This is a genomic window from Tsuneonella amylolytica, assembly GCF_003626915.1.
Lineage (GTDB): Bacteria > Pseudomonadota > Alphaproteobacteria > Sphingomonadales > Sphingomonadaceae > Tsuneonella > Tsuneonella amylolytica.
The window spans coordinates 2,600,165-2,626,079 of record NZ_CP032570.1; the positions used below are offsets into that span (position 1 = coordinate 2,600,165).

The window sequence follows — 25,915 nt, forward strand, 5'->3', positions numbered from 1 at the left end:
ATGAACGACATGACCCCCATCCAGACCACGCTGAAGGACTGGGAGACCGACCAGGAGGTGCGCTGGTGCCCCGGGTGCGGCGACTACGCGATCCTGAAGGCGGTACAGCGGACGCTGCCGCAACTCGGCTGCGATCCGGCGAAGACCGTGTTCGTCAGCGGCATCGGCTGTTCGAGCCGGTTTCCGTACTACATCGAAAGCTACGGCTTCCATACCATCCACGGCCGCGCACCGGCGGTGGCGACGGGGGTGAAGCTCGCCAATCCGGAACTCGACGTATGGCTGGTGACCGGCGACGGCGACGGGCTGTCGATCGGCGGCAACCACCTGATGCACGTGCTCCGCCGCAACGTGAACATGCAGATCATGTTGTTCAACAACGAGATCTACGGCCTCACCAAGGGCCAGTACTCGCCCACCAGCCGCGAGGGGACGCGCAGTCCGTCGACGCCCTACGGTTCGGTCGACCATCCCGCGCGGCCGGCGGCGTTCGCGCTCGGCAGCGGGGCCCGCTTCGTTGGGCGGGGGTTCGACGTCAGCAAGAACCTGCCCGAAGTGCTCAAGGCCGCACACGCCCATCAGGGCGCGGCATTCATCGAGATATTCCAGAACTGCATCGTCTATAACAAGGATGTGTTCGACGATTTTGCCGCGCCGAAGGGGGCTGAGGATCGCCAGCTCTGGCTGGAAAACGGCGAGCCGATGCTGTTCGCCAAGGGCACGAAGGGCATCGCGCTCGATCGCGACGCGCTGCAGCTCAAGGTCGTCGACGTGGTGGACGGCGAGTGGGAAGCGGCGGGCGTCATCGTTCACGACACCCGCAACCGCTCGATCGCGCATATGCTCGTTGAAATGCCGTTCGGCCCGTTCCCGATGGCGCTGGGCGTGCTCTACGACGATCCGGCACCGACCTTCGAAAGCGCAGTAGCGCAGGAGCGCGCGAAGGCGACGAGCGGCAAGACCGCCGACCTCGCGAAGCTGCTCGCGACCGGCCAGACCTGGACGGTGGGCGATACCGCCGAGGATCCCGTCAGCAGCCGCCCGCCAGGGCAGGGCGCGCCGAACGCGGACGATCCCCGCTGACGGTTACGCAAAACGCTGTCCTACAGGCTCGTAGTCATGCCATCGCAACCGCATGACTGCGAACGCTGGTTCTCTCATCGCGAGCCAATCCCACTCCGTGGAAACGTTCGAGCGGGAGGACAAGGCGACAAGTCACCCTGGACACTGTGACATGTGTGACATCGCCTCCGTAATGGGCGCCCGATGGACAACCTGACGCACAGTCTCGTCGGCGCGCTGATCGGGCAGGCCGGGCTCAAGCGGAAGACCGGCCTTGCGATGCCCGCGCTGATAATCGGCGCCAACGTGCCCGACATCGATGTCGGCTGCTTCGCCTGGCTCGAGGGGGTCGAGCATCTCGCGTTCCGCCGCGGCATCACTCACGGGCCGATCGCGTGGGTGCTGCTGCCGCTGCTCGTAGCGGGCGGCCTCTGGTGGTTCGATCGCTGGCAGGCGCGGCGCGGCAAGCGGCCGGAGGGGCGGACAAGGGTCGATTTCGGTTGGCTCTACGTGCTCTCGTTGCTCGCCACGCTGACGCACCCGGCGCTCGACTGGCTCAACGTCTACGGCGTCCGCCTGCTCGAACCGTTCTCGCACCGGTGGTTCTACGGCGACGTGCTGTTCATCGTCGACGTGTGGCTGTGGTTGCTGATGGGCACGGCGACATGGTTCTCGCTGCGACAGGAGAAGCGCGGCGGAAACTGGCGCGCGCCCGCACGGGCGGCGCTGGCGGTCGTGCTTGCCTACATCGGCGTCAATGCCGCGATCACCCGCTCGGTCGAACACGGCAGCGGCAGCGCGCCCACCGGTAGCGGCGTCGTCATCGCCAGCCCGCCGCCCCTGCTGTCGTTCGCGCGCCAGCGGATCACCGGCGGCGACGGGCTTTACGCGGTGGACGGCGTTGTCCTTCCCGGGGTTCCGCTGTCACGTTGCAACCTTGCGGAAATAGCCGGGCGCGATCCGCAGGTGCGCGCATTCCTGTTCTGGAGCCGAACGCCGCTCATCGAACCGGGGCAGGACGGCGTCTATCGCCTGCGCGACGCGCGCTATTACGACCCGAGGGCGCGCGACCGCTTCACCGTTCCCCTGTCCGGGCTCCGCTGTTCGGCGGGATAGCGGGGTGGGGATCGGTGCTATCGGCCGCGGCCCGGGCCGGACGGTAGAGCAGTGCCGCCGCGAGAAACGCCCACCCGGCACCGCCGAGCCAGCCGGCGGTCACATCGCTCGGGAAATGAACGCCCAGCATCACACGGCTCCAGGCGATCATGGCCGACAGCACCATCGCGCTGCCGACGATCGTGTAGCGCACCGAATGCCGCGCGCTGAGCGATGCGAAGGCCAGTGCCATCGCGATGTAGACAACTGCGGAATTGAAACTGTGGCCGCTGGGAAAACTCATGCCGCCGGCCTCGGTCAGGTGGGGCACGATCTCGGGGCGGGGGCGGCCGACCAGCGCCTTCATGCCGCTGTTGACGATCCACCCCGTCGCGACGGTCGCGGCGAACAGCACCGCCTCTCGGCGCAGCTTGAGGAACAGGAGCGCGACGACCGCACCGATGGCGAACAGGTTGCGCAGCAGCACGCCGCCCAGTGCAGTGATGTCGCGCACCGATTCGGCGACCAGTTCGGGGCCGCTCAGCGCGGTGAGGTCGCCGCTCCGGTTGATCATCAGGCCCCAGCGGTCGAAATGGGTCGTGCGACCGGTCGTCACCGCCCAGACGATCACGGCGAAACCCGCCCACAGCACCGCCGCCGCGATCAGCGCCTTCGTGCGGTCGATCGTGAAGCCGCGAGTCGGCAGACGGACGGTCTCGGCCGGAACGGGTGGCTCTTCCGGGTTCACTGTATCGGTCGAAGTCATGGCGAGGGAACCGGCATGCGCTGCCTCGGGTTCCGGATGGGATGACCGCTCCGCATATCGTCTGGCTTCGCCGCGACCTCCGCCTCGCCGACCAGCCCGCCTTCCACGCCGCCGCCGAAGCCGGACCGGTGATCCCGGTCTATGTCCTCGACGACGACGCGGCCGGCGACCACGCGATCGGCGGTGCGGCCCGGTGGTGGCTGCATCACTCGCTCGAAAGCCTCGGTGCCGATCTCGCCAAGCACCGGTCGCGCATCGTCCTCCGGCGAGGCGATGCGGCAACGGAGATCGCGAAGATCGCCGAGGAAACCGGGGCAGCCTCGGTCCACGCGGTGCGTCACTACGAACCGTGGTGGCGGAAGGCCGAGGATGCGCTCGCCAAGGACGTGGACCTGGCGCTCTACGACGGAAACTACTTGATGCCGCCCGGGGCCGTGACGACGGGGTCAGGCGATCCGTACAAAATTTACACCCCGTTCTCCAAGGCGATGCTCGACGAGATGCCGCCGCGCGATCCGCTGCCCGCTCCCCAGACGATCCACGGTCCGGACGAGTGGCCGGACAGCGACGATCTGGCCGACTGGGACCTGCTGCCCACGAAGCCGGACTGGGCGGGCGGCATGCGCGATTTCTGGCATGTCGGCGAATCGGCGGCGCACGACCGCCTGGCCGAATGGGAGGACATGGTCGCCGATTATGACGACAGCCGAAACCTGCCCTCAAGGGACGGCTCGAGCCGCCTGTCGCCGCACCTGCACTGGGGTGAGATCAGCCCGGCGCAGGTTTGGCATGCCTTGCAGGGGCGGCGGGGCCGGGGCTGGGCGACTTTCGGCAAGGAACTCATCTGGCGCGATTTCTCGCAAAACGTGATCGCGCAGTTTCCCGACTATCCGAAGGAGAGCTACCGCGACTACGACGAGCGGGTGCTGTGGCGCAATCCGGACGCCGGCCATCTCATCGCCGAAGACCTCGCCTGCTGGCAGAAGGGCATGACCGGCTATCCGATCGTCGATGCCGGAATGCGGCAGTTGTGGCAGACCGGGTGGATGCACAACCGCGTGCGCATGATCGCCGCCAGCTTCCTCGTGAAGCACCTGCTCATCGACTGGCGGCACGGCGAGCGATGGTACTGGGATTGTCTCGTCGATGCCGACTACGGCAACAACGGCGTCAACTGGCAATGGATCAGCGGCACCGGGGTGGACAGCAACATGTTCTCCCGCATCATGGCCCCCCTGACGCAAAGCGAGAAGTTCGACGCCGCGGACTACATCCGCGAATACGTGCCCGAACTCGCCGACTTCGACGACGAGACGATCCACGATCCGCCCGACGACCGGCGCGGCGACTATCCGGTCAAGATGATCGGGCACAAGGAAGCGCGCGAACGGGCACTCGCGGCCTATCGCAAGGCGCGCAAGTAGACGGTTGCGCTCCCGCGCGGGCCGGGTGCATAGGCGCGGCATGCGGGCAGAGGGTATCGAGCGGGGGACACCCCTGTTGGCGGCGGGCGCACGGTTCGAGCGCAGTCCCGGACCCTTCGCGCGGCTGATCGCGCCGGGCTTCCACAAGGTTCTCGACCGCATCGACGCGGGGCTTGAGACTGGCTCGATCCTCGGCCACCTGCCCGACGGCACGAGCCGCCTGCTGGGCGGTCGCAATCCCGGATTCGAGGCGGAAGTCCACTTGCGCGACTGGCGCGCGCTCGTCCGGCTGGCGACCAACGGGTCGATCGGGTGGTACCAGGGGTGGGAAGCGGGCGAATGGGACAGCCCCGACCCCGTCCCCGTCTTCGCGCTGTTCATGGCCAACGGCGAAACCTTGGGCGATACCGGCCGCGCCAGCGGACCGTTCCGCTGGGCGGCGAAGTTCGCGCACTGGCTGAACCGCAACACCCATGCCGGGGCGCAGCGCAACATCCACGCGCACTACGACCTCGGCAACGACTTCTACGCGGCATGGCTCGGGCAATCGATGTGCTATTCCAGCGCGATCTTCGAACCTTCGTCCGCGCCGTCGCAAGTCCAGCAGATGCTGACCGAGCTCGACTACGCCCAGCTCGGCAAGGTCACCGCGATGCTCAACCGGGTGCGCGCGCAGGAGGCGGATAGACTGCTCGAGATCGGGTGCGGCTGGGGCATGCTCGCCCATGCTGCCGCAGCGACCGGGACGACGCGGGTCGACGCGATCAGCCTGTCGGACGAGCAGCTGGAGTATTGCCGGGCAAAGGGCGAAGGGTCGCATCACCAGCCCCGCTTCCTCAAGCAGGACTACCGCGACACGCACGGCCGCTACGATGCCATCGCCAGCGTCGAGATGGTCGAGGCGCTGGGTCGGGAGTACTGGCCCGACTTCATGGATTGCATCGCCCGCAACCTCGCGCCCGGCGGGCGGGCCGCGATACAGTTCATCTCGATGAAGGACGAACTGTTCGACTGGTACGCCGCCAGCGCGGATTTCATCCAGGCCTATATATTTCCCGGCGGACTGCTGATCCGGACGAGCGAGTTCCGGCAGCTCGCCGAAGAGCGAGGTCTCAAGTGGACCGACCAGGCCGATTTCGGCCTCGATTATGCCGAAACCCTGCGCATCTGGCGCGAGAACTTCGATGCAGCGGTTGCCGAAAACCGCCTGCCCGCCGGTTTCGACGAGCGGTTCGTGCGGTTGTGGCGATATTACCTGATGTATTGCGAAGGCGGTTTCCGGGGGCGCGGGATCGACGTCCATCAGGTGACCCTCATTAAGGAGTGACGATGCGCGGTTTCCTGGTCTCATGCGCCGCACTGGCGCTGGCATCGTGCGCGGCAGTTTCGGCCGAACCGCCGGTTCGCACGACAACGCCTTCGCAAACGATACCGGTCGCCGACCAGCAAGTGCTGTTCTGGGACGATGCGACCCGGTCCGACCGCTTCCGCCGGATGGAGGATTTCTTCGTCGGGTACGACACCGCGCCGGCACCGAAGGTCCGCGCATTGCCGGCGGGGACCGCGTTCGATGCAGCCACGATCGGCGCGCTCGATGCCTATCTCGCCGACAGCGATGCGGCGGGAATCATGGTGGTGCAGGACGGTCGAGTCCGATACGAGAAATACAGGCTGGGGTTCGGACCGACCGGCCGGTGGACGAGTTTTTCGGTCGGCAAGAGCTTCACCTCCACGCTGCTGGGCGCAGCGGTGAAGGACGGGTTCGTCGCGTCGCTCGACGATCCGGTTACGCGCTACCTGCCGCGACTGGCGGGCACGGCCTACGACGGGGTGACCGTCCGCCAGCTCGCCACGATGACGTCGGGCGTGAAGTGGAACGAGGACTACACCGACCCCGATAGCGACGTCGCCCGGATGCTCCAAGTCGCACCGGTAGAGGGCGAACCGCAGGCGGTCACTTACGCCCGGCAGCTGACGCGCGAGGCGCCTGCGGGGCAGAAGTGGGTCTACAAGACGCTGGAGACGAACCTGCTCGGCGATCTGGTGGCGGCGGCGACGGGGCAGTCGCTCGCAGCCTATGCGAAGGCCAAGATCGTCGATCCGGCCGGTTTCGAGGGCGGCTTGTTCTGGATGGCCGACCTCACCGGCAACAATATCGGCGGGTGCTGCATCTCGATCCGGCTTTCCGACTATGCACGCATGGGGCAATTCGCACTGGAGGGAGGGCAACCGTCCGTGCCGGTGGGCTGGTTCGCGAGCGCGGGCGCGCCGCAGGTCGAATTCGGCGAGCGATATCCGATGGGGCCGGGCTACGGCTACGGCTATCAGTGGTGGGCTTATCCGCAGAGCAACTACGGTGCGCAGGGCATCTTCGGGCAATCGATTACTGTGGTGCCCGCGAGCCGGATGGTGATCGCGATCGTGTCGAACTGGCCGACGGCCACCGCACGCGAGCGTACGGCGGCGCGCAGCAAGCTGATCGACCGAGTGATCGCGGCGGGCAGCCGCTAACTGCCCGACTTCTCGTGCCGCTCAGGCCAGCGGCCGGTACACGGTGCCGCCGGTGTAGCGGGCGAGGATGTTGTCGTGGACGATCGGGCTCAGCAGTTCGGCGAAGGCACACCCGACGACGCTGTTGTCCCACCAGACCACCTCGGCCTGCAGCGATTCGAGGCCCGGGAGCGTCAGCCAGCACAATTGCCCGATGTGCATCCGGTTGATCGCGGCGGCCGAGAAGCCGGAAATCGACAGATCGTGAACCACCGTGCGGAACGGTCGCCCGCCCGAGGCGCGGAGCTGTCCGGGGATGCTCAGCCTGGTTCGCGGAGCGCAACGGTCTTCCTGCGCGGCGAGGGCGTAACGGTCGGTGGTGTTGATCATCTCGGCGGGCCCTTCGCTCTGTCGTTCACGATCGACCCGGCGCGCGACCTGTGCGTCCGGGTTGAGCGAAGTGTGCGCCGATGCGGTTTCCGGACGCTTGCCGATAATGGTTAAGCGATTCCTGCGCCGTGCTAAGGACGAGTCCGTCAGGCGCGCGACCGATGCCGCGTTTCGAAGTCGCTTTGGACGAGATCCACAATGTGACGAGCAACGTCCTCCGGCGGCTTGACCGTCACCGGATCCTCTCCCGGATAGGCGCGGGCGCGCATCTGGGTGCGGGTGGCGCCGGGGTCGACGATCGCGACGCGCGTATCGCCGAGCTTCTCGATCTCGGCGGCATAGCAGTCGAGGATCATCTCGAAGGCCGCCTTGCTCGCGGCATAGGCCGACCAGAACGCGCGTGGCTGGCTACCGACCGAGCTCGTGAGCCCGATCACCCGCGCATGGCCGGCCCGCTTGAGCAGGGGGTCGAGCGCGGCGATCAGCGCCTGCGTGGCGAGCACGTTGACCGTCATCGCCTGGCTGAACTGCTTGGGTTCGATCTGCGTGACGGGCGTCAGCGTGGGCAGATAGGCCGCGCTGATGACGAGGATGTCGAGCTTGTCGAAGCGCTGGGCGATGGCGGCGGCAAGACGCGGGATACCGTCCTGTTCGGACAGGTCGAGCGGAGCGATCGTCGACCCGCCACCGGCGGCGTAGATCTCGTCCTCGATGTCCTCCAGCGCCTTCACGTCGCGCCCGGTCAGGACGACGTGCGCACCGGCGGCGGCCAGCGCCTTGGCGGTGGCGGCACCGATCCCGCGGCTCGATCCGGTGACGAGCGCGATGCGCCCCATAAGCGGCTTGTCGTCGTCGGCCATCAGGCAACCTTGTGTACGGGGAAACTGAGCTGGTCGTCGCCCTTCTCGCGCGCGGCGAGGTCGGTGAGCGAGGTCGGATAATCGCCGGTGAAGCAGGCGTCGCAGAATTGCGGCCGGGCATTGTTGCGCGGCTGCTCACCGACGGCGCGATAGAGGCCGTCGATCGAGATGAACGCGAGGCTGTCGGCCTTGATGAAGTCGCGCATCGGCTCGACATCCATCCGTGCGGCCAGCAGCTTGGATCGTTCGGGTGTGTCGACGCCGTAGAAGCACGAATGCGCGGTCGGCGGGCTGGCGACGCGGAAGTGCACCTCGGTCGCGCCCGCGTCGCGCATCATCTCGACGATCTTCATCGACGTCGTCCCGCGCACGATCGAATCGTCGATGAGGACGATGCGCTTACCCTCGACGAGGCCGCGGTTAGCGTTGTGCTTGCGCTTGACGCTCGAATGCCGCTGGCCATCACCGGGCTGGATAAAGGTGCGCCCGACGTAGTGCGAGCGGATGATGCCGAGTTCGAACGGCACGCCCGATTGCTGCGCGTAGCCGATGGCTGCGGGTACCCCGCTGTCGGGCACGGGCACGACGAGGTCCGCGTCGATCGCACTTTCCATCGCCAGCTGCGCGCCGATTGCCTTGCGCGCTTCGTAGATGGAACGGCCGTCGAAAATCGAATCGGGCCGGCTGAAATAGACGTGCTCGAAAATGCACGGCCGCGGGTGGCGATTGCCGAAGGGATGCAGCGAATCGACGTTGCCGTCGAAATCCACGCGAACAATCTCGCCGGGTTCGACCTGGCGCACGAAATCGGCGCCGACCACGTCGAACGCCACCGTCTCGCTCGCGAACACGGTCGCATCGCCCAAGCGGCCCATCTGGAGCGGGCGGATGCCGAGCGGATCGCGGCAGGCGATCATGCCTTCCGGCGTCATGACGATCAGCGAGTAGGCGCCTTCCACCAACCGCAACGCGTCGATCAATCGGTCGATGGTGGTGGGGTAACGGCTGGTGGCGACGAGGTGGATGATGACCTCGGTGTCGCTGGTCGACTGGAAGATCGCGCCCTTACGGACGAGTTCATCGCGCAGGACCTGCGCGTTCGAGATATTGCCGTTGTGCGCCACCGCGAAGCCGCCGGCGGCAAGATCGGCGTAGAGCGGCTGTACGTTGCGCAGGCCGGAGCCGCCCGTGGTGGAATAGCGGACGTGCCCGGCGGCCATGATGCCCGGCAGCTCGGCAATCGCCTCGGGCGAGGAGAAGTTCTCCGCCACGTGCCCGGTGCCGCGGCGGGAGTAGAATTCCTGTCCGTCGAAACTGGTAATGCCGGCGGCTTCCTGCCCGCGGTGCTGCAGCGCGTGGAGGCCGAGCGCGGTCACTGCGCTGGCATCGCCGGTGCGGATTGCGCCGAAGACGCCGCACTCCTCGCGGAGCTTGTCGCCGTTGTCGGCGTGAAACGGATGGTGCGTGATCATGCGGCTGTCGGGGGCCTCGCTGCTCGCGGCGCTCAATGGCGATGTTGCCGTTCAAAGACAAGTGGCGGCAAAGACAAGTGGCGGGAGCCCGCGCATTGCCTTGCGCCGCATCGCCGCCCCCCGTAAGGCCGCCGGCATCACGAAAGCCTGAACGACACCACCTTGTTTCTATCCCCCTTCGAATGGACCATCGCCAAACGCTACATGCTTCCGGGCAAGGGGGAGGGCTTCATCGCGCTCGTCGCCGGCATCAGCGTGGGCGTGGTCATGCTGTCGGTCGCCCTGCTCGTCGTCGTGATGAGCGTGATGAATGGGTTCCGCGCCGAACTGCTCGACAAGATCGTGGGCCTGAACGGCCATGCCATCATCCAAGCCTACGGCGGCCGGCTGGATAACTGGCAGAGCGTTTTGCAGGAAGTTCGCCAGACGCCGGGCGTGAAGCGAGCGAGCCCGCTCATCGAACAGCCGCTGCTCGTCACCTTCAACGGCCGGGTCGAGGCGATCCTGGTGCGCGGCAACACCGCGCAGGACATCGACCGGCTGCGCGACAAGGTGGTGGCCGGCAGCCTCAATCCGCTGAAGCCCGACGCGAGCGAAGTAGCGATCGGCGCCCGGCTGGCCGAGAACATCGGCGCGCAGGTCGGCGATACGATCACCATCATCAATCCCGCGGGCCGGTCGACGCCGTTCGGCACGGTTCCGCGACAGGTCGGCTACCGCGTTGCCGCCATCATCGAGATCGGCATCTACGATTACGACCAGTCGTTCGTCGTCATGCCCATTCCCGATGCCCAGACCCTGATGCTGTCGGGCGACACGATCGGCATGATCGAGGTCACGACCGACGATGCCGACAAGGCGAAAGAGTATCTCGAACCGCTCGCGCAGAAGCTGTCCGGGCAGGCAGTCGTGTCCGACTGGAAACAGATCAACGCCTCGCTGTTCGAAGCGCTGGAGGTCGAGCGGGTGGCTATGTTCTTCGCGCTGTCGATGATCGTGCTGGTGGCCGCGTTCAACATCCTGTCCAGCCTCGTGATGCTGGTTCGCGCCAAGACGCGCGACATTGCAATCATGCGCACGATGGGTGCGACAAGGCAGAGCCTGCTCAAAATCTTCGTGACGACCGGCTTTACGATCGGCGCCGTGGGAACCGTCGCCGGCCTGCTGCTCGGCGCGCTGATCCTCTATTTCCGGCAGGGTATCGTGAACGTGATCCAGACCGTGACCGGCCAGGAACTGTGGGATCCCTCGGTCCGGTTCCTCTCCACCCTGCCGTCGCGCGCCGATCCGTTCGAGATCGTCGGCATTGCGCTGCTGGCGCTCGTCCTCAGCTTCCTCGCCACGCTGTATCCGGCATGGAAGGCGGCGAGCACCGATCCCGTGCAGGTGCTGCGTTATGAGTAGCGAACCCGTCGTCCGGCTGACCAATCTCGCCCGTTCGTTCGAACAAGGCGGGGTGAAGATCGATGTCCTGCGCGGCGTCAACCTGCAGATCGCGCCGGGCGAGATCGTCGCGCTGCTGGGCCCGTCGGGTTCCGGCAAATCCACTATGCTCCAGGCCGTCGGCCTGCTCGAAGGCGGCTTCCGCGGCAAGATCGAGATCGCCGGCGTCGATGCCAGCGCGTTGCCGCCCGAAGGGCGCACGGCGCTGCGCCGCGAGCATCTCGGCTTCGTCTACCAGTTCCATCACCTGCTGCCCGATTTCAACGCGATCGAGAACGTGGTCATCCCGCAGCTCGTTCATGGCACGGCGCGCGACCGGTCGGAGGAGCGGGCGAGTGCGATTCTCACCTCGCTGGGGCTGGGGCATCGCCTGTCGCACCGGCCCAGCCAACTGTCGGGCGGCGAACAGCAGCGTGTCGCGGTCGCCCGCGCGCTCGCCAACCGGCCGCAGCTTGTGCTTGCGGACGAGCCCACCGGCAACCTCGACGAGAAGACAGCCGACGTGGTCCTCGACCAGTTCCTCGCGCTTGTGAGGGGGGAAGGGAGCGCCGCGCTCGTCGCCACTCACAACGAACGGCTGGCGGCCAAGATGGACCGCGTCGTCCGCCTGCACGAAGGGCTGCTCGAATGACCACGATCGCCGACTTCACCGTCCAGCGCCCCGACGGAACACCGCTCGACCTGTCGGAAAAGGCGGGCAAGATCCTGCTGGTCGTGAACGTCGCTTCCAAATGCGGTTTCACCCCGCAGTACGAAGGGCTCGAAGCGCTGCACCGCAAGTTCGCCGACCAGGGTTTCGAGGTGCTCGGCTTCCCCTGCAACCAGTTCGGCGCGCAGGAACCCGGCAACGCCGAGGAGATCGCGAGCTTCTGCAAACTGACTTACGACGTCACCTTCCCGGTCCTCGGGAAGATCGAGGTCACCGGTGCCGGCGCAAGCCCGCTCTACGACTGGATGAAGGCCGAGGCGCCGGGCCTGATGGGATCGAAATCGATCAAGTGGAACTTCACCAAGTTCCTCGTCGACCGCGGCGGCAACGTCGTGAAGCGCTATGGCCCTGCCGATACGCCGGCCGCGATCGAAAAGGACATCGCGGAGCTTCTCTGACCCCTGTGGACAACTAGGGCCGCGGCCCTCTTCCGAATCGGGGTCGGAGTCCTAATCTGGCCGTTATGCCATTCGCCCCGTTTGTACCGCTTCGCGTCATGTCGAGCTACTCGATGCTCGAGGGGGCCATCGATCCGAAGGCCATCGCGCGCCTGGCCAAGGACCGCGGTTTTCCAGCGATCGCGATCTGCGACCGCAACGGTCTCTATGGCGCAGTCGCCTTCGGCAAGGCGTGTCTCGAGATGGGCGTCCAGCCGATCATCGGCACCCTGCTCGGTGTGGCGCGCGACAGGTCGGGCGACACGATCGATTACCTCCCGCTCTTCGCGCAGGACGACACCGGCTACGACAACCTCTGCCACCTCGTCAGTCGGGCGCACCTCGACCGGCCGATGGAACGGGAGGCGCATGTTCATCTCGATGACCTGCAGGGGCGGACCGATGGCCTGATCGCGCTGACCGGCGCCCACGAAGGGGCCCTGACGCGCCTAACTTCGGACGGGCGTCACGACGATGCCGAGGCGATGCTGGACCGCCTCGCGAATCTCTTCCCCGGCCGGCTCTACATCGAGATCGCCCGGGCTGGTTCGCCAGTCTGCGAGGCGGCGGAAGAGGCGCTGATCGAGCTTGCCTACGCCCGCGACATTCCGCTCGTCGCGACCAATCCGGCCAATTTCGGCGAGCCGCATTTCCACGCGGCGCACGATGCCATGCTGTGCATCGCGCATTCGACCCATGTCGACGCCCCCGAGCGCCCGCGATCCAATCCCGAATCCTACGTCAAGTCGGCCGAGACGATGGAGGAGACCTTCGCCGACCTGCCGGAAGCGACCGCGAACTCGATGGTGATCGCGCAGCGATGCGCCTTCACGCCGCCCAATCGTAATCCGATCCTGCCGAGCCTTGCGGGCGACCTCGAGGGCGAGGCGCGGATGCTGGCCGAGGATTCTCGCCGCGGCCTCGCCGCCCGGCTCGAACGCTACGGCGAACTCTCGGACGACGAGCTTCGGGTCTATATGGACCGGCTCGAATTCGAGATCGGGGTCATCAACCAGATGGGTTTCCCCGGCTACTTCCTGATCGTCGCCGACTTCATCAAGTGGGCGAAGGACAACGGCATCCCCGTGGGCCCGGGGCGCGGGTCGGGCGCGGGCAGCGTGGTGGCATGGGCGCTCACCATCACCGATCTCGATCCCATCAGGCTCGGCCTGCTGTTCGAGCGCTTCCTCAATCCCGAGCGTGTGTCGATGCCCGACTTCGACATCGACTTCTGTGAAACCCGGCGCGGCGAGGTCATCCGCTACGTGCAGGCCAAGTACGGCCACGATCACGTTGCCCAGATCATCACCTTCGGCAAGCTGAAGGCCCGCGCTGTGCTGCGCGACACCGGGCGCATCCTCCAGATGAGCTACGGGCACGTCGACCGGCTGTGCAAGATGGTGCCCAACCATCCGACCGATCCGTGGACCCTGCCGCGTACGCTGAACGGCATCAGCGACTTCAAGCGCGAGTACGACAACGACGACGAGGTGCGCCGCCTGATCGACCTCGCGATGCAGCTCGAAGGGTATCCGCGCAACAGCAGCACCCACGCTGCGGGCGTCGTGATCGGCGACCGGCCGCTCGCAAAGCTGGTGCCGCTTTACCGCGATCCGCGGTCGGATATGCCGGTGACCCAGTTCGACATGAAGCACGTCGAGTCGAGCGGCCTGGTCAAGTTCGACTTCCTCGGCCTCAAGACCCTGTCGGTACTGCAGAAGGCGGTCGAGCTGCTGGAGAAGCGGGGTATCGGGATCGATCTCAGCGCGCTGCCGCTCGACGATCCGAAGGTCTACGACCTGATGAAGAGCGGCAACACGGTCGGCGTCTTCCAGCTGGAATCCGAAGGTATGCGCCGTACGCTCACGGCGGTGAAGCCGACCAATTTCGGCGACATCATCGCGCTCGTCTCGCTTTACCGGCCCGGCCCGATGGACAACATCCCGCTGTTCGGCAAGCGCAAGGCGGGCGAGGTGGCGATCGAATATCCGCACCCCAAGCTCGAAGGCATCCTCGCCGAAACCTACGGCATCTTCGTCTACCAGGAACAGGTCATGCAGGCCGCGCAGATCCTGGCCGGCTATTCGCTCGGCGACGCGGATCTGCTGCGGCGCGCGATGGGCAAGAAGGTGCAGGCGGAGATGGACGCGCAGCGCCAGCGCTTCGTGGATGGCTGCAACGCGGTGTCGCAAATCCCGGCCAAGCGCGCGAACGAACTCTTCGACCTGATCGACAAGTTCGCCGGCTACGGCTTCAACAAGTCGCACGCGGCCGCCTACGCGCTGCTCGCCTACCAGACCGGCTGGCTGAAGGCGCACTATCCGGAAGAATTCTACGCCGCTTCGATGTGCTTCGACATGCACCAGTCGGAGAAGCTGGCGGTCTTCGTCGACGATGCGAGGCGTGCCGGGATCGAGATCGCGCCCCCGGACGTGAACCGGTCCGAAGCCGAGTTCACGGTCGAACGGACCGACGACGGTTACGCCGTCCGCTACGCGCTTGCCGGCATCCGCAACGTCGGTGAAAAGGCAATGGAGGCGCTCGTTGCCGAGCGCGAGGCGAACGGATGGTTCGAGACCATCGAAGACCTGTTCCAGCGCCTGCCCAAGGGATCGATGAATTCGCGCCAGCTCGAAGGGTTGATCGCGGCGGGCGCGCTCGACCGGTTGGAGCCGAACCGCGCGAAGCTGGCAGCCAACATCGACCTCCTGCTGGCGCTGACCGAAGCCGCGAATCGCGAGCGCGACAGCGGGCAGGCCGCGCTCTTCGGCGGGGACGCCGCGCCCGAAAGCGGCCTGCGTCTGCGCGATGCGGACGACTGGCCGCGCGCCGACCGGATGGCGAAGGAACGCGACAACTTCGGGTTCTATTTCTCGGCCCATCCGGTCGAGCAGCACCGGGCGATCGCATCCGCGAACGGCGCGCGCAGCTATGCCTCGCTGATGGATGGCGGCGGCCCGGCGGGCGGCCGTTCCGCGGCGGTGATGGCGGCGATGGTCGAGAAGGTGAACAAGGGCCGCACGCGCAAGGGCAAGGACTTCGTTCGCGCCGACTTCTCCGACAGCAGCGGGCAGTTCACGGCCGCCTGCTTCGAGGAAAGCCTAGTCACCAGCTTCGTGAAGTGGGCGGAGGAGGGGACCTGTATCCTCCTCAACGTCGAACTCGACAGCCCGAGCCCCGACGAACCGCCGCGCATCACCGTGCGCGGGGCCCGGCCGTTGGCCGAGGTAAAGGCGGGCGCGCGCATGGTGCTGTCGTGCGACGTCGTGTCACCCGACGGCATCGCTGCGCTCAAGGACCAGCTCCTGATCGGTGCGGACGGGCGAGGCGAAGTGCGCGTTCGGCTGCGGACCGGGGAAGGGCGCGAGCCGACGATGCGGCTCGGCGGCAGCTACCAGTTGGACGGAGAGCTCGCCGAACGCTTGGCAAGCGTGGAGGGACTTGCCAATGTGTCGCTGACTGTCCAGCGCGGGCCGAACCTGCGACTGGTGGCCTGACGCCGCTCCATCCCGCGGCCGAGAGGCGTGGAGAGGAGATACGGATGTCGGCAAATGCAGGCGGTGCGAACGCCTTGGGCGCGATGCAGGATTGGGATCTGGTCGTCACGCACCTGATCGATCATGCGGCCCGCGAGTACGGACATCGCGAGCACGTGACCCGGTGGGCCGACGGCAGTGAAACCCGGACGACCTGGGCCGGGGTGCGGCGCGATGCCCTGAAGATGACCCAAGCGCTGCGGGCGGCGGGTGTCCGGACAGGCGACCGGATCGCCACGCTGGCGATGAACCACAGCCGCCATCTCGTCACATGGTACGGCGCGGTGGGCGTGGGCGGGGTGCTCCACACGATCAACCCGCGCCTGTTCGAAGACCAGCTCGAATACATCGTCACGCACGCCGAGGACAAGGTGATGCTCTATGACGCGGTGTTCCAGCCGATCGTCGACAGGATGCGCGATCGCTGGCCCTGCATCGAAACCTACGTGTGCTTCGATTCCGCAGAGAACGCTCCGTCGTTCGAGGACTGGATCGGCGCGTACGACGGCGACACGCAATGGGCCGAAGTGGGCGAACGCGACCCGTGCATGCTGTGCTACACCAGCGGCACCACGGGCAATCCCAAGGGCGTGCTCTACGAACACCGCAGCACGCTGCTGCACGCGATGGCCGGGGTGCAGCCGAACCTTTTCGATTTCGATAGCCGGGCCGTGATGCTGCCGGTCGTCCCGATGTTCCATGCCGCCAGCTGGGGCCTGCCGTGGTCGGGCACCATCCCGGGCATCAAATTCGTCTATTCCGCGGTCAATGACCCGGCGGTGTTGTGCGAACTGATGGAACGCGAGGGTGTGACGCACTCCGCCGGCGTGCCGACGGTCTGGCTCGCCATGTTCAACTATCTCGATTCCATCGGCAAGGACGTGAAGGACGTCGGCAAGCTGGAACGTGCGATCATCGGCGGGTCGGCGGCGCCGCGCTTTATGATCGAGCGGCTGATGAACAACGGCGTCAGCGTCGCCCACGCCTGGGGCATGACCGAAACTTCGCCCATCGGCACGACGGGTTCGGAACCGTGGAAATGGGACGACATGTCTTTCGGCGAGCAGCTCGACATGGTCCAGAAGCAGGGCCGCCCGGCATTCGGCGTCGAACTGCGCTGCGTCGACCTCGACGATCCGGCGAAGGTCCTTCCGCGCGACGGGGAAACGTCGGGCGCGCTGCAGGTGCGGGGCCCGTGGGTCATCAAGCGCTATTTCAAGGCCGAGGAAGATGCGGTCGATGCGGACCAGTGGTTCGATACCGGCGATGTCGGCCTGATCCATCCCGACGGTACTTTGCAGCTGACCGACCGGACGAAGGACGTCATCAAGTCCGGCGGCGAATGGATCAGCTCGGTCGAGCTCGAGAATGCGGCCGTCGGGCATCCGGCGATCGCCGAGGCGGCCGCGATCGGCATCGCACACCCACGATGGGACGAACGCCCCATCCTCGTCTGCGTCGCGAAGGACGGCGCCGAGGTCACCGGAGCCGACGTGATCGAGCATCTGAGGGACAAGGTCGCCAAATGGTGGCTGCCCGACGCCGTCGAATTCGTCGACGACATCCCGCACACCGGTACCGGCAAGATCAGCAAGAAGGACTTGCGCGACCGGTTCGCCGACTATCGGTTCGAGGATGCCGGATGACCGTGTTCATCGACCCGAGCCGTGCGAACTTCGAGGCGTTCAAGGCGTTACCGCGCGACGAGCCGATTCACATGCTGAACCTGCTCCGCTATCGCGAGATGGCCGATTATCCGGAGGGGCATCCGAGCGCGGGACAAGGGTGGAGCGGCCGGCGAGCATACGAGGAATACGGCAAGACCAGCGGTCCTGTCTTCCGCCGCGTGGGCGGCGCGATGATCTGGCGGGGCGCATTCCAGACGATGGTGACCGGCCCCGACGATGAACGCTGGGACGACGGCTTCATCGCGAGTTACCCGAGCAGCGCGGCGTTTTTCGAGATGATCAAGGATCCGGACTACCAGGCGGCGGTCGTCAACCGCACCGCCGCACTCGCCGACAGCCGCCTCGTCCGGTTCGCCCCGCGAGAGGGCGGCGAGGGGTTCTAGGGCCGGCTCAGAACTTCGTCGAACAATGCGTGCATCGCCGACCAGCTCTGCCGGTCGGCGCTGGCATCGTATGCCGGGTTTTCAGTGCCATCGAGCATGCACGGGTTGGTGAAGCCGTGCGCCACGCCGGCATAGCTGTGGAAGTGCCAGTCGGCGCCGACGGCATCCATTTCCTCCCAGAACCCGATCACCTGCTCGCGCGGAACCAGCGTATCGGCGTCGCCGTGGCAGACGAGGATGCGCGGGACGATGGGCCGGTCGGCCCGGGCCTCCGTATCGAGCAGGCCGTGGAAGCTCGCGACCGCCAGCAGGTCCGCACCGTCGCGGGCGAGTTCCAGTACGGCTTGCCCGCCCATGCAGAATCCGATGGCGAGCATCGGAAGGCCTGGCGTATGCTGGCGCAATGCGCCGAGACCTGCACGCAACCGGCGGCGGAACGCTGCGGCATCGCCGCGCATGGCCCCGCCCATGGCGAAAGCTTCCGCCATGTCGGTGGGCGCGCGGCCGTAGAAATCGCAAATGAGCGCCGCGTAGCCGGCATCTGCCAGCGCAAGCGCCTTCGCCTCGACCCCAGGGGTCGTGTTGAAGATCGTCGGAAAAACGGCGACCGCCGCGCGCGGGGTACAGGTCGGACGGGCCAGCAGCCCGACGAGCGCGGTGTCGCCGTCGCGATAGGCGACTTCCTCGAAACCGGTCCGGCTCACTCGGGCAGGAAGTCCGGCACCGAGAGGTACCGTTCGCCGGTGTCGTAGTTGAAGCCCAGCACGCGTGCCGCAGGATCGAGATCGGGCAGCTTCTGCCTGATCGCCGCCAGCGTCGCGCCGCTGGAGATGCCGACGAGGATGCCTTCCTTCGCCGCGCACTGGCGGGCCATGTCCTTGGCATCCGTCGGGTCGACCTGGATAGCGCCGTCGATCGCCCCGGTGTGAAGATTGGCGGGGACGAAGCCGGCACCGATGCCCTGAATCGGGTGCGGGCCGGGATCGCCGCCGCTGATGACGGGCGACAGGGTGGGTTCCACCGCCCAGGCCTGCATGCCGGGCCATTCCTTCTTCAACACTTCCGCGCAGCCGGTCAGGTGACCGCCGGTGCCGACGCCGGTGATCATCGCGTCGATGGGGCTGTCGGCGAAGTCCGCCAGTATTTCGCGCGCTGTCGTGCGGGCATGAACCTGCCAGTTGCTTTCGTTGTCGAACTGGCTGGGCATCCAGGCCCCGTCGGTTTGGCCGACGAGTTCCTGCGCGCGCGAGATCGCGCCCTTCATGCCGCCTTCCTTGGGGGTGAGGTCGAAGGTCGCGCCATAGGCCAGCATGAGGCGGCGGCGCTCGATGCTCATGCTTTCCGGCATGACGAGCACGAGCTTGTAGCCCTTGACCGCCGCGACCATCGCCAGGCCGATGCCGGTGTTGCCGCTGGTCGGTTCGATGACCGTGCCGCCGGGTTTCAGCGCACCCGATTTCTCGGCATCCTCGATCATCGCCAGCGCGATGCGGTCCTTGATCGAGCCGCCGGGGTTCGTGCGTTCGCTTTTTACCCAGACTTCGTGGTCGGGAAACAGGCGCGATAGGCGGATGTGCGGCGTGTTGCCGATTGTGGCGAGGACGCTGTCGGCTTTCATGGGGTGGCCTCCTGGGCTTTGCGTTCGTCGAGATGTTGGGGAGGGTCGAAGGTCTTGGCAAGCCTCAGTTCGGGAAAGAGCCGGGCCCAATAAAGCGTGACCGCGATCGCGGCGACGCCGCCGGCGACGACCGCCGCGACCGGGCCGATGACCGATGCGAGCAGACCCGACTCGGTTTCACCGAGCTCGTTCGAAGCTGAGATCGTCAGCGCCGAAACCGCGCCGACCCGGCCGCGCATCTCGTCGGGCGTGTGAAGCTGGATCAGCGATTGCCGGACGTAGACCGACACCATGTCGGCCGCCCCCGCCACGACGAGCGCGACGAGGCTGAGCCAGAAATAGCGCGACAGGCCGAATGTCACGATCGCGACCGCAAACAGCAGGACGGCACCCAGCATCTTGATCCCGACGTCGGTCTTCATCGGAAAGATGGAGAACCAGATCGACGCCCCGGTCGCGCCGATACCCATGCCGGCCGCCAGGATCCCGAACCCGTCCGCGCCGACGCCTAGGATATCGCGGGCGAAAACCGGCAGGAGCGCCGTCGCGCCTGCGAACAGCACGACGAACAGATCGAGCGTGATCGTCGCCATGACGAGACGGTTGTTACGCACGTAGCTGAACCCGTCGACCACGCGCTGGATCGGCCGACGGTCCTTCTGAACGGCCGGCTGCGGGACCGGCGAAATCAGGAAGATGAGAACGAGCGCGGCGGCAAACATCGCGGAGATCGACGCGTAGGCGACATCGGGGTGGATGGCGTAGAGCACACCGCCCACGCTCGGTCCCGCGATGGTCCCCACCTGCCAGGCCATGGAACTGACCGCGATGGCGGTCGGCAAGACTTCGCGCGGAACCAGATTGGGAGCGAGCGCGGAATATGCGGGGCCGGAAAACGCGCGCGCGACGCCGACGAACATCGCCGCGACGAACAGGAACGGCAATGTCAGCCCGTCGCTCCAGGTCAGGTAACCCAGCATCGCGGCGTTGATCGTAAGCAACAGTGTCGTCCAGCGTACGATCCAGCGCCGATCGTAGGTGTCCGCGATCAGGCCGACGACCGGCGTCAGCAGGAACAGCGGGACGAACTGGACGAGCCCGATAAGGCCCAGCAACAGCGCCGATTCCTTGATGTCCATCGTCAGGCGGGCGAGGCTGTAGACCTGCCAGCCGATGATGATGGACTGGGCGCTGATCGCGATCGTGCCGAGCAGCCGGGACAGGAAATATGCCCGGAAGTTGGCGATCGTGATGGGATGGCGGAGCGCGCTCACCATCCGCCGATGGCAGCGCCAAGCGCGCTTGCCAAGCAAGGGCTGCCCGTCAGCGGTGGAGCAAAACTTTGGCGCGCCGAACCGGCGCCGAAAAAGAGAAGGTCAGCGCGACCGGCGCAAGCGCGGATTGGGCTGCAGCGATTCGATGATGCGCATGAAATCGTCGAGCCGGATGATCCGTTCGAACTGGAAACCCGCCCGTTCGTCGCGCGTCCAGATGCAATAGGCTTCGATCCGCCCGATCTCCGGCAAGCGGATGATCACCCGGTCTCCGCGCGCGATCGTGTCGGCTCCGTCGACCATGAAGCCGTGTGCCGACAGGTTGGCGACGTGCATCTTGATGTCGCCGCGCTCGTGATGTTCGGCGATCACCGGATAATCGACCGGATGCCGCGCCGCACGACGCAGATCGGTGACCGACAACTGAGCTCCGACAGACACGCTCCACGACCCTCCCTGGTTGGTGGAGCGGTCATATCGCCGAATAAACGCTGATATTGGGTTAATCCGCAGCGTCCCAATTCGGGACAATGCGCTGAAACCATTGATAATTCAGCGGAGCACGCCGTGCTTTTTCTTGCCGAGGCTGATGCGGCCCGCCCGCGCCGGAGCGGCAGGATCGGTGACCGGCTCACCGTCGATCTTCACCGCGCCCTCGGCGATCTTGCGCTTCGCTTCGCCGTTGGAAGCGGTGAAACCGAACGCTGTCAGCGCGGATGCCCAGTTCGTGCCCGCATCAAGCACGAGCGTCGGCAGATCCTCCCCCGCGCCGCCCGCGAACGTGGCCGAGGCGGTGCTCTCCGCCGACCGCGCTGCTTCCTCGCCCCGCACCAGCGCAGTCACCTCGTTGGCGAGCACGACCTTGGCGGCGTTAATCTCGGCACCCTGCAGGTTTTCCAGGCGGGCGATCTCGTCCAGCGGCAGGTCGGTGAAGAGGCGCAGGAAGCGGCCGACGTCGCGGTCGTCGACGTTGCGCCAGTATTGCCAGAAATCCCACGCCGGCAGTTGCTCTTCATTGAGCCATACCGCGCCTGCAGCCGTCTTGCCCATCTTGCCGCCGTCGGCGGTCGTGAGCAGAGGCGTGGTGAGACCGAACAACTCCGCCCCGTCCATGCGCCGGCCGAGTTCCACCCCGTTGACGATGTTGCCCCACTGGTCGCTGCCGCCCATCTGCAGGCGGACGCCCATCTCCTTCGAAAGATGGCGGAAGTCGTAGCCCTGCAGGATCATGTAGTTGAATTCGAGGAACGTCATCGGCTGCTCGCGATCCAGCCGCAACCGGACCGAATCGAACGTCAGCATCCGGTTTACCGTGAAGTGGGTACCCACCTCCTGCAGCAGTTCGATGTAGCCAAGTTCGCCGAGCCAATCGTGGTTGTTGACCATCACCGCGTCGGTCGGACCATCGCCGAAGACGAGCAGGCGATCGAAAGCGGTGCGGATGCCGGCGATGTTGTCCGCGATCGCTTCGTCGGTCAGCATCTTGCGGCTCTCGTCGCGGCCGGTCGGATCGCCGATGCGGGTCGTCCCGCCGCCCATCACCACGATCGGCTTATGGCCCGTCTGCTGGAGCCGACGAAGCATCATGATCTGCACGAGGCTACCGATGTGCAGCGATGGCGCCGTCGCGTCGAAGCCGATGTACCCGGGCACGATCTGGCGCGCGGCGAGGGCGTCCAGCCCCGCTGCATCGGTCGTCTGGTGGACATAGCCCCGCTCTTCGAGCAGGCGCAGCAGATCGGATTTGGTCTCGCTCATGGCGGCGGGCGGTTAGCACGGGGGGCGAGCCATGCAAACGCATCGATTGACGGCCCATCCTTCCCGGCCGCCGCTTGCGGTGACCGCGGTGGAGGCCAAGGTAATCGGGCACACGGCCGACTGGCTGCGTGTGCGCTGGCGGGTGGAAGGCAGCGGCAAGCTTGTCGTCCCGCCGTTCGCCGGTCGGGGGCGCGCCGACGAGCTTTGGCGCACGACCTGTTTCGAACTGTTCCTGCGACCGGTGGGCGGCGCGGCCTACAGCGAATTCAACCTGTCACCGTCGGAGCGCTGGGCGGCATACGACTTCGCCTCCTATCGCGAGGGCATGACCGAGCGGCCCGCCTCGCGCGAGCCCGACTGCGCGATGCGCCAGGGAAGCACGTTCGCCATTTTCGATGCGGCCATTCCGGCCGACCTCATCCCCTTGGGGCGCTGCGATGCGAACTTCGCGGCCGTCGTGGAGGAGGAGGGCGGGGCCGTCAGCTACTGGGCGCTGGCGCATCCCGAAGCCAAGCCCGACTTCCACGACCCGTCTTGCTTCGTCGCCGAGGTTGGGCCACCCGACGGATCATGAAATTCGGCATCGACCGGCTCTTGGAAGAGCCAAGCCTTCTTGCGCAACTCAAAGGCCGCCGCGTCGCGCTCGTCGCGCACCCGGCGTCGGTAACGGCGGATCTGACGCACAGTCTCGACGCGCTGGTCGCCGCTGGGGTGAACGTCACCAGCGCGTTCGGTCCGCAGCATGGGTTGAAGGGCGACAAGCAGGACAACATGGTCGAGACCGCGGACGAGACCGATCCGCAGTACGGCATCCCAGTATTCAGCCTTTATGGCGACGTGCGCCGTCCCAGCGGCCAGATGATGAGCACCGCCGACGTGTTCCTGTTCGACCTGCAGGACCTCGGCTGCCGGATCTACACCTTCGTCACCACGCTGCTCTACCTGCTCGAAGCGGCGGCGCAGCACGGCAAGGAAGTCTGGGTGCTCGATCGCCCGAACCCGGCCGGTCGCCCGATCGAAGGGACACTGCTCGTTGGGGGGCAGGAAAGTTTCGTCGGTGCGGCGGAAATGCCGATGCGGCATGGGCTGACGATGGGCGAGATGGGCCACTGGTTCATCCGCCGGTTCGGGATCGACGTGGCATACCGTGTCGTCGAAATGGATAGCTGGCGGCCCGACGATGCGCCGGGCTTCGGCTGGCCGGAGGATCGGGTATGGATAAATCCCAGTCCCAACGCCGCCAGCCTCAACATGGCGCGCGCCTATGCCGGGACGGTGATGCTGGAGGGGACCAACCTCAGCGAAGGGCGGGGGACGACGCGGCCACTCGAGGTGTTGTTCGGTGCCCCCGACCTCGAACCACTGGCGGTCCTACGCGAGATGCGGGACTTCGCGCCCGACTGGCTGGCCGGTTGCGCGATCCGGCCGTGCTATTTCGAGCCGACGTTTCACAAGCATGCAAAGACGCTGTGCGGCGGCTTGATGATCCATGCCGAACACGCGTTCTACGATCACCACGCATTTCGCCCGTGGCGTTTGCAGGCGCTCGCATTCAAGGCGATTCGCCGCCTGCACCCGGACTACGACCTGTGGCGCGACTTCGCCTACGAGTACGAATTCGGCCGCCTCGCAATCGATGTCATCAACGGCGGTCCGGCCCTGCGCGCGTGGGTCGACGACCCCGCATCCGTGCCGGACGATCTCGAAACGGTCGCCGGTACCGACGAGGCGGCGTGGCGCGAACAGATCTCCCCGGTTCTGCTGTACTGAATTTTCTAAAAAGGCGCGTAACCGGTTGACGCGCGCCGGTTAGTCGCAGACCTTCCGTTCCGAAGCGGCCCTCGACGGCCGCAACGGAGAGGACATAGATGGCGACTGCCCCGGCCCAACAGGCCACCCGGCGCGGCGTGACCGCGACAATGTGGATCCTGCTGATCGTCTACATCTTCAATTTCATCGACCGGCAGATCGTCAACATCCTTGCCGAGCCGATCGCGAAGGATCTTAACCTCTCCGACACCCAGATCGGGTTGATGACGGGCCTCGCGTTCGCCCTGTTCTACACGGTGCTCGGCCTGCCCATCGCCCGGTATGCCGACCGGCCGCAGACGAGCCGGCCGCGGTTGATCGCGGTAGCGCTGGCCACCTGGTCGGCGATGACCGCCATCTGCGGTATCGCACAGAATTTCTGGCAACTTCTCCTGGCGCGTATCGGCGTCGGAGTGGGGGAAGCGGGATGCACTCCTGCGGCGCATTCGCTGATCAGCGACATCGTACCCAACGAACGGCGCGCTTCGGCTCTTGCGTTCTATGCGCTGGGTATCCCGGTCGGAACCCTGCTCGGCATGATCATCGGCGGCCAGCTCGCCGACGCGGTCGGCTGGCGCATGGCGTTCGTCATCGTCGGACTTCCGGGTGTGATCATGGCTGTCGTCGTGTGGACCGTCCTGAAGGAGCCCCGCTTTTCGGACGTGTTCCGCGAGCGGGCGGCGGCGCAAGCGGCCCAGCAGGCCGACGAACCCGTGCTTCCGCTGATCCCGCGTATCCGCGCGATGCTGAAGCCCATCCTGGGCTCGCGCGCGATGGTCCTTCTGCTGGTCGCAGCCTCCAGCGCGGCCTTCCTCAGCTATGGCAAGACGACCTGGGCGACGATCTTCTTCCAGCGTACGCACGGTCTTTCTCCGGGCGAAGTCGGCCTGTACTTCGGTATCGTCAACGGTATCGCCGGCATCCTTGGCACATGGCTGGGCGGCAAGATCGCCGACCGCTGGGGGGCCATCAATCGCCGGCATGTGCTGACCGCGCCGGCGATCGGAATGGCCGTTGCGATCCCCATCGCCTACCTCGGGTATGCGGCCGAAGACTGGCGTATCGCGCTTGTCCTCCTGTTTCTTCCCACCGTCCTCAATTCGCTCTACTACGGGCCGGTCTATTCGAGCGTGCAGGGGCTTGTCCCGATCCGCTCGCGCGCGATGGCGGCCGCAGTGCTGCTGTTCTTCCAGAACCTCATCGGGCTGGGCTTCGGACCACTGCTGTTCGGAATGCTGTCGGACGCAATCAAGCCGAGCTTCGGCGAGGACAGCGTGCAGGTGGTTCTGTACACCGCAACTCTGCTGGGGCTTCTGCCGGCATTCTTCTTCTGGCGCTGCAGCCTGCGACTGAACGACGAACTCGACCGGCAATAACGGCCGGGGGTCAGCGAGCAGGCTGGAGCTTCGGATCGTCGGTAGTTTGCGGGATTGGCCGCATGTCGTTGACGTCGCCTTTCATTTGCATGACCGCACATCCGTCGACCCGCTTGTCGACGGCGGCGATCAGCAGAGGTTTGTCGGCGTTCGCCGGCTCGCGATCGAGCTTCGGCTGGCCGAGTTCCTCGCGGACCAACTCGATCCTGTCGCCGCAGAGGTCCACCTTGCGCTCGACTTCGTCGCTCCGGAAAGCGATGGTCGCCGCGGTCGTGGCCGACGCCGCAAGCGCCATCGCATAAACGCGTTTCATCGGCGTCCCTCC

General features: G+C 66.2%; 24 protein-coding genes. 14 read left to right on the plus strand and 10 right to left on the minus strand.

The window, feature by feature from the left end; translation table 11 throughout:
- Together D4766_RS12740 and D4766_RS12745 are read left to right on the plus strand one after the other, a co-directional pair.
- Positions 1–1,083, plus strand: coding sequence for a 2-oxoacid:ferredoxin oxidoreductase subunit beta (locus tag D4766_RS12740; protein ID WP_120717784.1), 1,083 nt, complete (start codon positions 1–3; stop codon positions 1,081–1,083).
- Positions 1,084–1,266: 183 nt separating this feature from the next.
- A complete protein-coding gene (locus tag D4766_RS12745) occupies positions 1,267–2,178 on the plus strand; it encodes a metal-dependent hydrolase (protein ID WP_120717785.1) in 912 nt (303 codons plus the stop codon).
- On the opposite strand, the gene D4766_RS12750 is transcribed toward D4766_RS12745, so the two are convergent.
- On the minus strand, positions 2,138–2,923 hold the full coding sequence (locus D4766_RS12750) for a phosphatase PAP2 family protein (RefSeq protein ID WP_120717786.1): 786 nt from the start codon (positions 2,921–2,923) through the stop codon (positions 2,138–2,140). The genes D4766_RS12745 and D4766_RS12750 overlap by 41 nt on opposite strands.
- Before the next feature lie 41 nt (positions 2,924–2,964).
- Between D4766_RS12750 and D4766_RS12755 the strand changes: the two genes are divergently transcribed.
- Genes D4766_RS12755 through D4766_RS12765 form a run of 3 tightly spaced genes read left to right on the plus strand, consistent with a single transcriptional unit; the run spans position 2,965 to position 6,858 of the window.
- The gene (locus D4766_RS12755) at positions 2,965–4,347 is read left to right on the plus strand and encodes a cryptochrome/photolyase family protein (protein ID WP_120717787.1); all 1,383 of its coding nucleotides are present in this window, start codon (positions 2,965–2,967) and stop codon (positions 4,345–4,347) included.
- 40 nt (positions 4,348–4,387) lie between these two features.
- Entirely contained in the window at positions 4,388–5,674 is a 1,287-nt protein-coding gene (locus tag D4766_RS12760) for an SAM-dependent methyltransferase (RefSeq protein ID WP_120717788.1), read from the plus strand.
- Between the two features lie 2 nt (positions 5,675–5,676).
- Positions 5,677–6,858 (plus strand): serine hydrolase domain-containing protein, encoded by a 1,182-nt coding sequence (locus D4766_RS12765; RefSeq protein WP_120717789.1) that lies wholly within the window; start codon positions 5,677–5,679, stop codon positions 6,856–6,858.
- Between the two features lie 21 nt (positions 6,859–6,879).
- Here D4766_RS12765 and D4766_RS12770 read toward each other — a convergent pair whose 3' ends face one another.
- From D4766_RS12770 to purF, 3 genes are all read right to left on the minus strand, one after another.
- Positions 6,880–7,227 carry a PilZ domain-containing protein gene (locus D4766_RS12770; RefSeq protein WP_120717790.1) on the minus strand — a complete coding sequence of 116 codons (348 nt, stop codon included), beginning with the start codon at positions 7,225–7,227 and terminating at the stop codon, positions 6,880–6,882.
- Positions 7,228–7,373: 146 nt separating this feature from the next.
- The gene (locus tag D4766_RS12775) at positions 7,374–8,087 is read right to left on the minus strand and encodes an SDR family NAD(P)-dependent oxidoreductase (RefSeq protein ID WP_120717791.1); all 714 of its coding nucleotides are present in this window, start codon (positions 8,085–8,087) and stop codon (positions 7,374–7,376) included.
- The gene (purF, locus tag D4766_RS12780) at positions 8,087–9,559 is read right to left on the minus strand and encodes an amidophosphoribosyltransferase (protein ID WP_120718233.1); all 1,473 of its coding nucleotides are present in this window, start codon (positions 9,557–9,559) and stop codon (positions 8,087–8,089) included. The genes D4766_RS12775 and purF overlap by 1 nt, the downstream gene beginning before the upstream one ends.
- A 162-nt stretch (positions 9,560–9,721) precedes the next feature.
- Between purF and D4766_RS12785 the strand changes: the two genes are divergently transcribed.
- The 6 genes from D4766_RS12785 to D4766_RS12810 all read left to right on the plus strand — a co-directional run bounded on the left by D4766_RS12785 (position 9,722) and on the right by D4766_RS12810 (position 17,755).
- The gene (locus tag D4766_RS12785; protein ID WP_120717792.1) at positions 9,722–10,963 is read left to right on the plus strand and encodes a lipoprotein-releasing ABC transporter permease subunit; all 1,242 of its coding nucleotides are present in this window, start codon (positions 9,722–9,724) and stop codon (positions 10,961–10,963) included.
- The gene (locus D4766_RS12790) at positions 10,956–11,633 is read left to right on the plus strand and encodes an ABC transporter ATP-binding protein (protein ID WP_120717793.1); all 678 of its coding nucleotides are present in this window, start codon (positions 10,956–10,958) and stop codon (positions 11,631–11,633) included. Before D4766_RS12785 ends, D4766_RS12790 begins: the two co-directional genes overlap by 8 nt.
- Positions 11,630–12,109, plus strand: coding sequence for a glutathione peroxidase (locus tag D4766_RS12795; protein ID WP_120717794.1), 480 nt, complete (start codon positions 11,630–11,632; stop codon positions 12,107–12,109). The genes D4766_RS12790 and D4766_RS12795 overlap by 4 nt, the downstream gene beginning before the upstream one ends.
- A gap of 65 nt (positions 12,110–12,174) precedes the next feature.
- On the plus strand, positions 12,175–15,645 hold the full coding sequence (gene dnaE, locus D4766_RS12800) for a DNA polymerase III subunit alpha (RefSeq protein ID WP_120717795.1): 3,471 nt from the start codon (positions 12,175–12,177) through the stop codon (positions 15,643–15,645).
- A gap of 44 nt (positions 15,646–15,689) precedes the next feature.
- Positions 15,690–17,330, plus strand: a complete 1,641-nt coding sequence (locus tag D4766_RS12805; protein WP_234024813.1) for a long-chain fatty acid--CoA ligase — start codon at positions 15,690–15,692, stop codon at positions 17,328–17,330.
- Positions 17,327–17,755 carry a DUF1330 domain-containing protein gene (locus D4766_RS12810; protein ID WP_120717796.1) on the plus strand — a complete coding sequence of 143 codons (429 nt, stop codon included), beginning with the start codon at positions 17,327–17,329 and terminating at the stop codon, positions 17,753–17,755. The genes D4766_RS12805 and D4766_RS12810 overlap by 4 nt, the downstream gene beginning before the upstream one ends.
- On the opposite strand, the gene D4766_RS12815 is transcribed toward D4766_RS12810, so the two are convergent.
- From D4766_RS12815 to tyrS, 5 genes are all read right to left on the minus strand, one after another.
- Positions 17,752–18,459 (minus strand): dienelactone hydrolase family protein, encoded by a 708-nt coding sequence (locus tag D4766_RS12815; RefSeq protein WP_120717797.1) that lies wholly within the window; start codon positions 18,457–18,459, stop codon positions 17,752–17,754. The two genes, D4766_RS12810 and D4766_RS12815, sit on opposite strands and share 4 nt — an antisense overlap.
- Entirely contained in the window at positions 18,456–19,373 is a 918-nt protein-coding gene (gene cysK / locus D4766_RS12820) for a cysteine synthase A (RefSeq protein ID WP_120717798.1), read from the minus strand. The genes D4766_RS12815 and cysK overlap by 4 nt, the downstream gene beginning before the upstream one ends.
- Positions 19,370–20,650, minus strand: coding sequence for an MFS transporter (locus D4766_RS12825; protein ID WP_120717799.1), 1,281 nt, complete (start codon positions 20,648–20,650; stop codon positions 19,370–19,372). Before D4766_RS12825 ends, cysK begins: the two co-directional genes overlap by 4 nt.
- Positions 20,651–20,749: 99 nt before the next feature.
- Entirely contained in the window at positions 20,750–21,088 is a 339-nt protein-coding gene (locus D4766_RS12830) for a PilZ domain-containing protein (RefSeq protein ID WP_120717800.1), read from the minus strand.
- A 111-nt stretch (positions 21,089–21,199) separates the two neighbouring features.
- Positions 21,200–22,405: a tyrosine--tRNA ligase gene (gene tyrS / locus D4766_RS12835; RefSeq protein WP_120717801.1), complete on the minus strand. Its 1,206-nt coding sequence runs from the start codon at positions 22,403–22,405 to the stop codon at positions 21,200–21,202.
- Positions 22,406–22,436: 31 nt separating this feature from the next.
- Between tyrS and D4766_RS12840 the strand changes: the two genes are divergently transcribed.
- The 3 genes from D4766_RS12840 (at position 22,437) to D4766_RS12850 (ending at position 25,590) form a co-directional block, all read left to right on the plus strand.
- Positions 22,437–22,979, plus strand: a complete 543-nt coding sequence (locus D4766_RS12840) for a DOMON-like domain-containing protein (RefSeq protein ID WP_120717802.1) — start codon at positions 22,437–22,439, stop codon at positions 22,977–22,979.
- Positions 22,976–24,175: an exo-beta-N-acetylmuramidase NamZ family protein gene (locus D4766_RS12845; RefSeq protein ID WP_120717803.1), complete on the plus strand. Its 1,200-nt coding sequence runs from the start codon at positions 22,976–22,978 to the stop codon at positions 24,173–24,175. The genes D4766_RS12840 and D4766_RS12845 overlap by 4 nt, the downstream gene beginning before the upstream one ends.
- A 98-nt stretch (positions 24,176–24,273) precedes the next feature.
- Positions 24,274–25,590: a spinster family MFS transporter gene (locus D4766_RS12850; protein ID WP_120717804.1), complete on the plus strand. Its 1,317-nt coding sequence runs from the start codon at positions 24,274–24,276 to the stop codon at positions 25,588–25,590.
- 10 nt (positions 25,591–25,600) lie between these two features.
- Here D4766_RS12850 and D4766_RS12855 read toward each other — a convergent pair whose 3' ends face one another.
- The gene (locus tag D4766_RS12855; RefSeq protein WP_120717805.1) at positions 25,601–25,903 is read right to left on the minus strand and encodes a hypothetical protein; all 303 of its coding nucleotides are present in this window, start codon (positions 25,901–25,903) and stop codon (positions 25,601–25,603) included.
- Positions 25,904–25,915: the final 12 nt, after the last annotated feature.

Bases quoted from the DNA above. Each gene is read 5' to 3' on its own strand.
- D4766_RS12740 (WP_120717784.1), top strand. From the start codon at position 1: ATGAACGACATGACCCCCATCCAGACCACGCTGAAGGACTGGGAGACC.
- D4766_RS12745 (WP_120717785.1), top strand. From the start codon at position 1,267: ATGGACAACCTGACGCACAGTCTCGTCGGCGCGCTGATCGGGCAGGCC.
- D4766_RS12750 (WP_120717786.1), bottom strand. From the start codon at position 2,923: ATGACTTCGACCGATACAGTGAACCCGGAAGAGCCACCCGTTCCGGCC.
- D4766_RS12755 (WP_120717787.1), top strand. From the start codon at position 2,965: ATGACCGCTCCGCATATCGTCTGGCTTCGCCGCGACCTCCGCCTCGCC.
- D4766_RS12760 (WP_120717788.1), top strand. From the start codon at position 4,388: ATGCGGGCAGAGGGTATCGAGCGGGGGACACCCCTGTTGGCGGCGGGC.
- D4766_RS12765 (WP_120717789.1), top strand. From the start codon at position 5,677: ATGCGCGGTTTCCTGGTCTCATGCGCCGCACTGGCGCTGGCATCGTGC.
- D4766_RS12770 (WP_120717790.1), bottom strand. From the start codon at position 7,227: ATGATCAACACCACCGACCGTTACGCCCTCGCCGCGCAGGAAGACCGT.
- D4766_RS12775 (WP_120717791.1), bottom strand. From the start codon at position 8,087: ATGGCCGACGACGACAAGCCGCTTATGGGGCGCATCGCGCTCGTCACC.
- purF (WP_120718233.1), bottom strand. From the start codon at position 9,559: ATGATCACGCACCATCCGTTTCACGCCGACAACGGCGACAAGCTCCGC.
- D4766_RS12790 (WP_120717793.1), top strand. From the start codon at position 10,956: ATGAGTAGCGAACCCGTCGTCCGGCTGACCAATCTCGCCCGTTCGTTC.
- D4766_RS12795 (WP_120717794.1), top strand. From the start codon at position 11,630: ATGACCACGATCGCCGACTTCACCGTCCAGCGCCCCGACGGAACACCG.
- dnaE (WP_120717795.1), top strand. From the start codon at position 12,175: ATGCCATTCGCCCCGTTTGTACCGCTTCGCGTCATGTCGAGCTACTCG.
- D4766_RS12805 (WP_234024813.1), top strand. From the start codon at position 15,690: ATGTCGGCAAATGCAGGCGGTGCGAACGCCTTGGGCGCGATGCAGGAT.
- D4766_RS12810 (WP_120717796.1), top strand. From the start codon at position 17,327: ATGACCGTGTTCATCGACCCGAGCCGTGCGAACTTCGAGGCGTTCAAG.
- cysK (WP_120717798.1), bottom strand. From the start codon at position 19,373: ATGAAAGCCGACAGCGTCCTCGCCACAATCGGCAACACGCCGCACATC.
- D4766_RS12825 (WP_120717799.1), bottom strand. From the start codon at position 20,650: ATGGTGAGCGCGCTCCGCCATCCCATCACGATCGCCAACTTCCGGGCA.
- tyrS (WP_120717801.1), bottom strand. From the start codon at position 22,405: ATGAGCGAGACCAAATCCGATCTGCTGCGCCTGCTCGAAGAGCGGGGC.
- D4766_RS12840 (WP_120717802.1), top strand. From the start codon at position 22,437: ATGCAAACGCATCGATTGACGGCCCATCCTTCCCGGCCGCCGCTTGCG.
- D4766_RS12845 (WP_120717803.1), top strand. From the start codon at position 22,976: ATGAAATTCGGCATCGACCGGCTCTTGGAAGAGCCAAGCCTTCTTGCG.
- D4766_RS12850 (WP_120717804.1), top strand. From the start codon at position 24,274: ATGGCGACTGCCCCGGCCCAACAGGCCACCCGGCGCGGCGTGACCGCG.
- D4766_RS12855 (WP_120717805.1), bottom strand. From the start codon at position 25,903: ATGAAACGCGTTTATGCGATGGCGCTTGCGGCGTCGGCCACGACCGCG.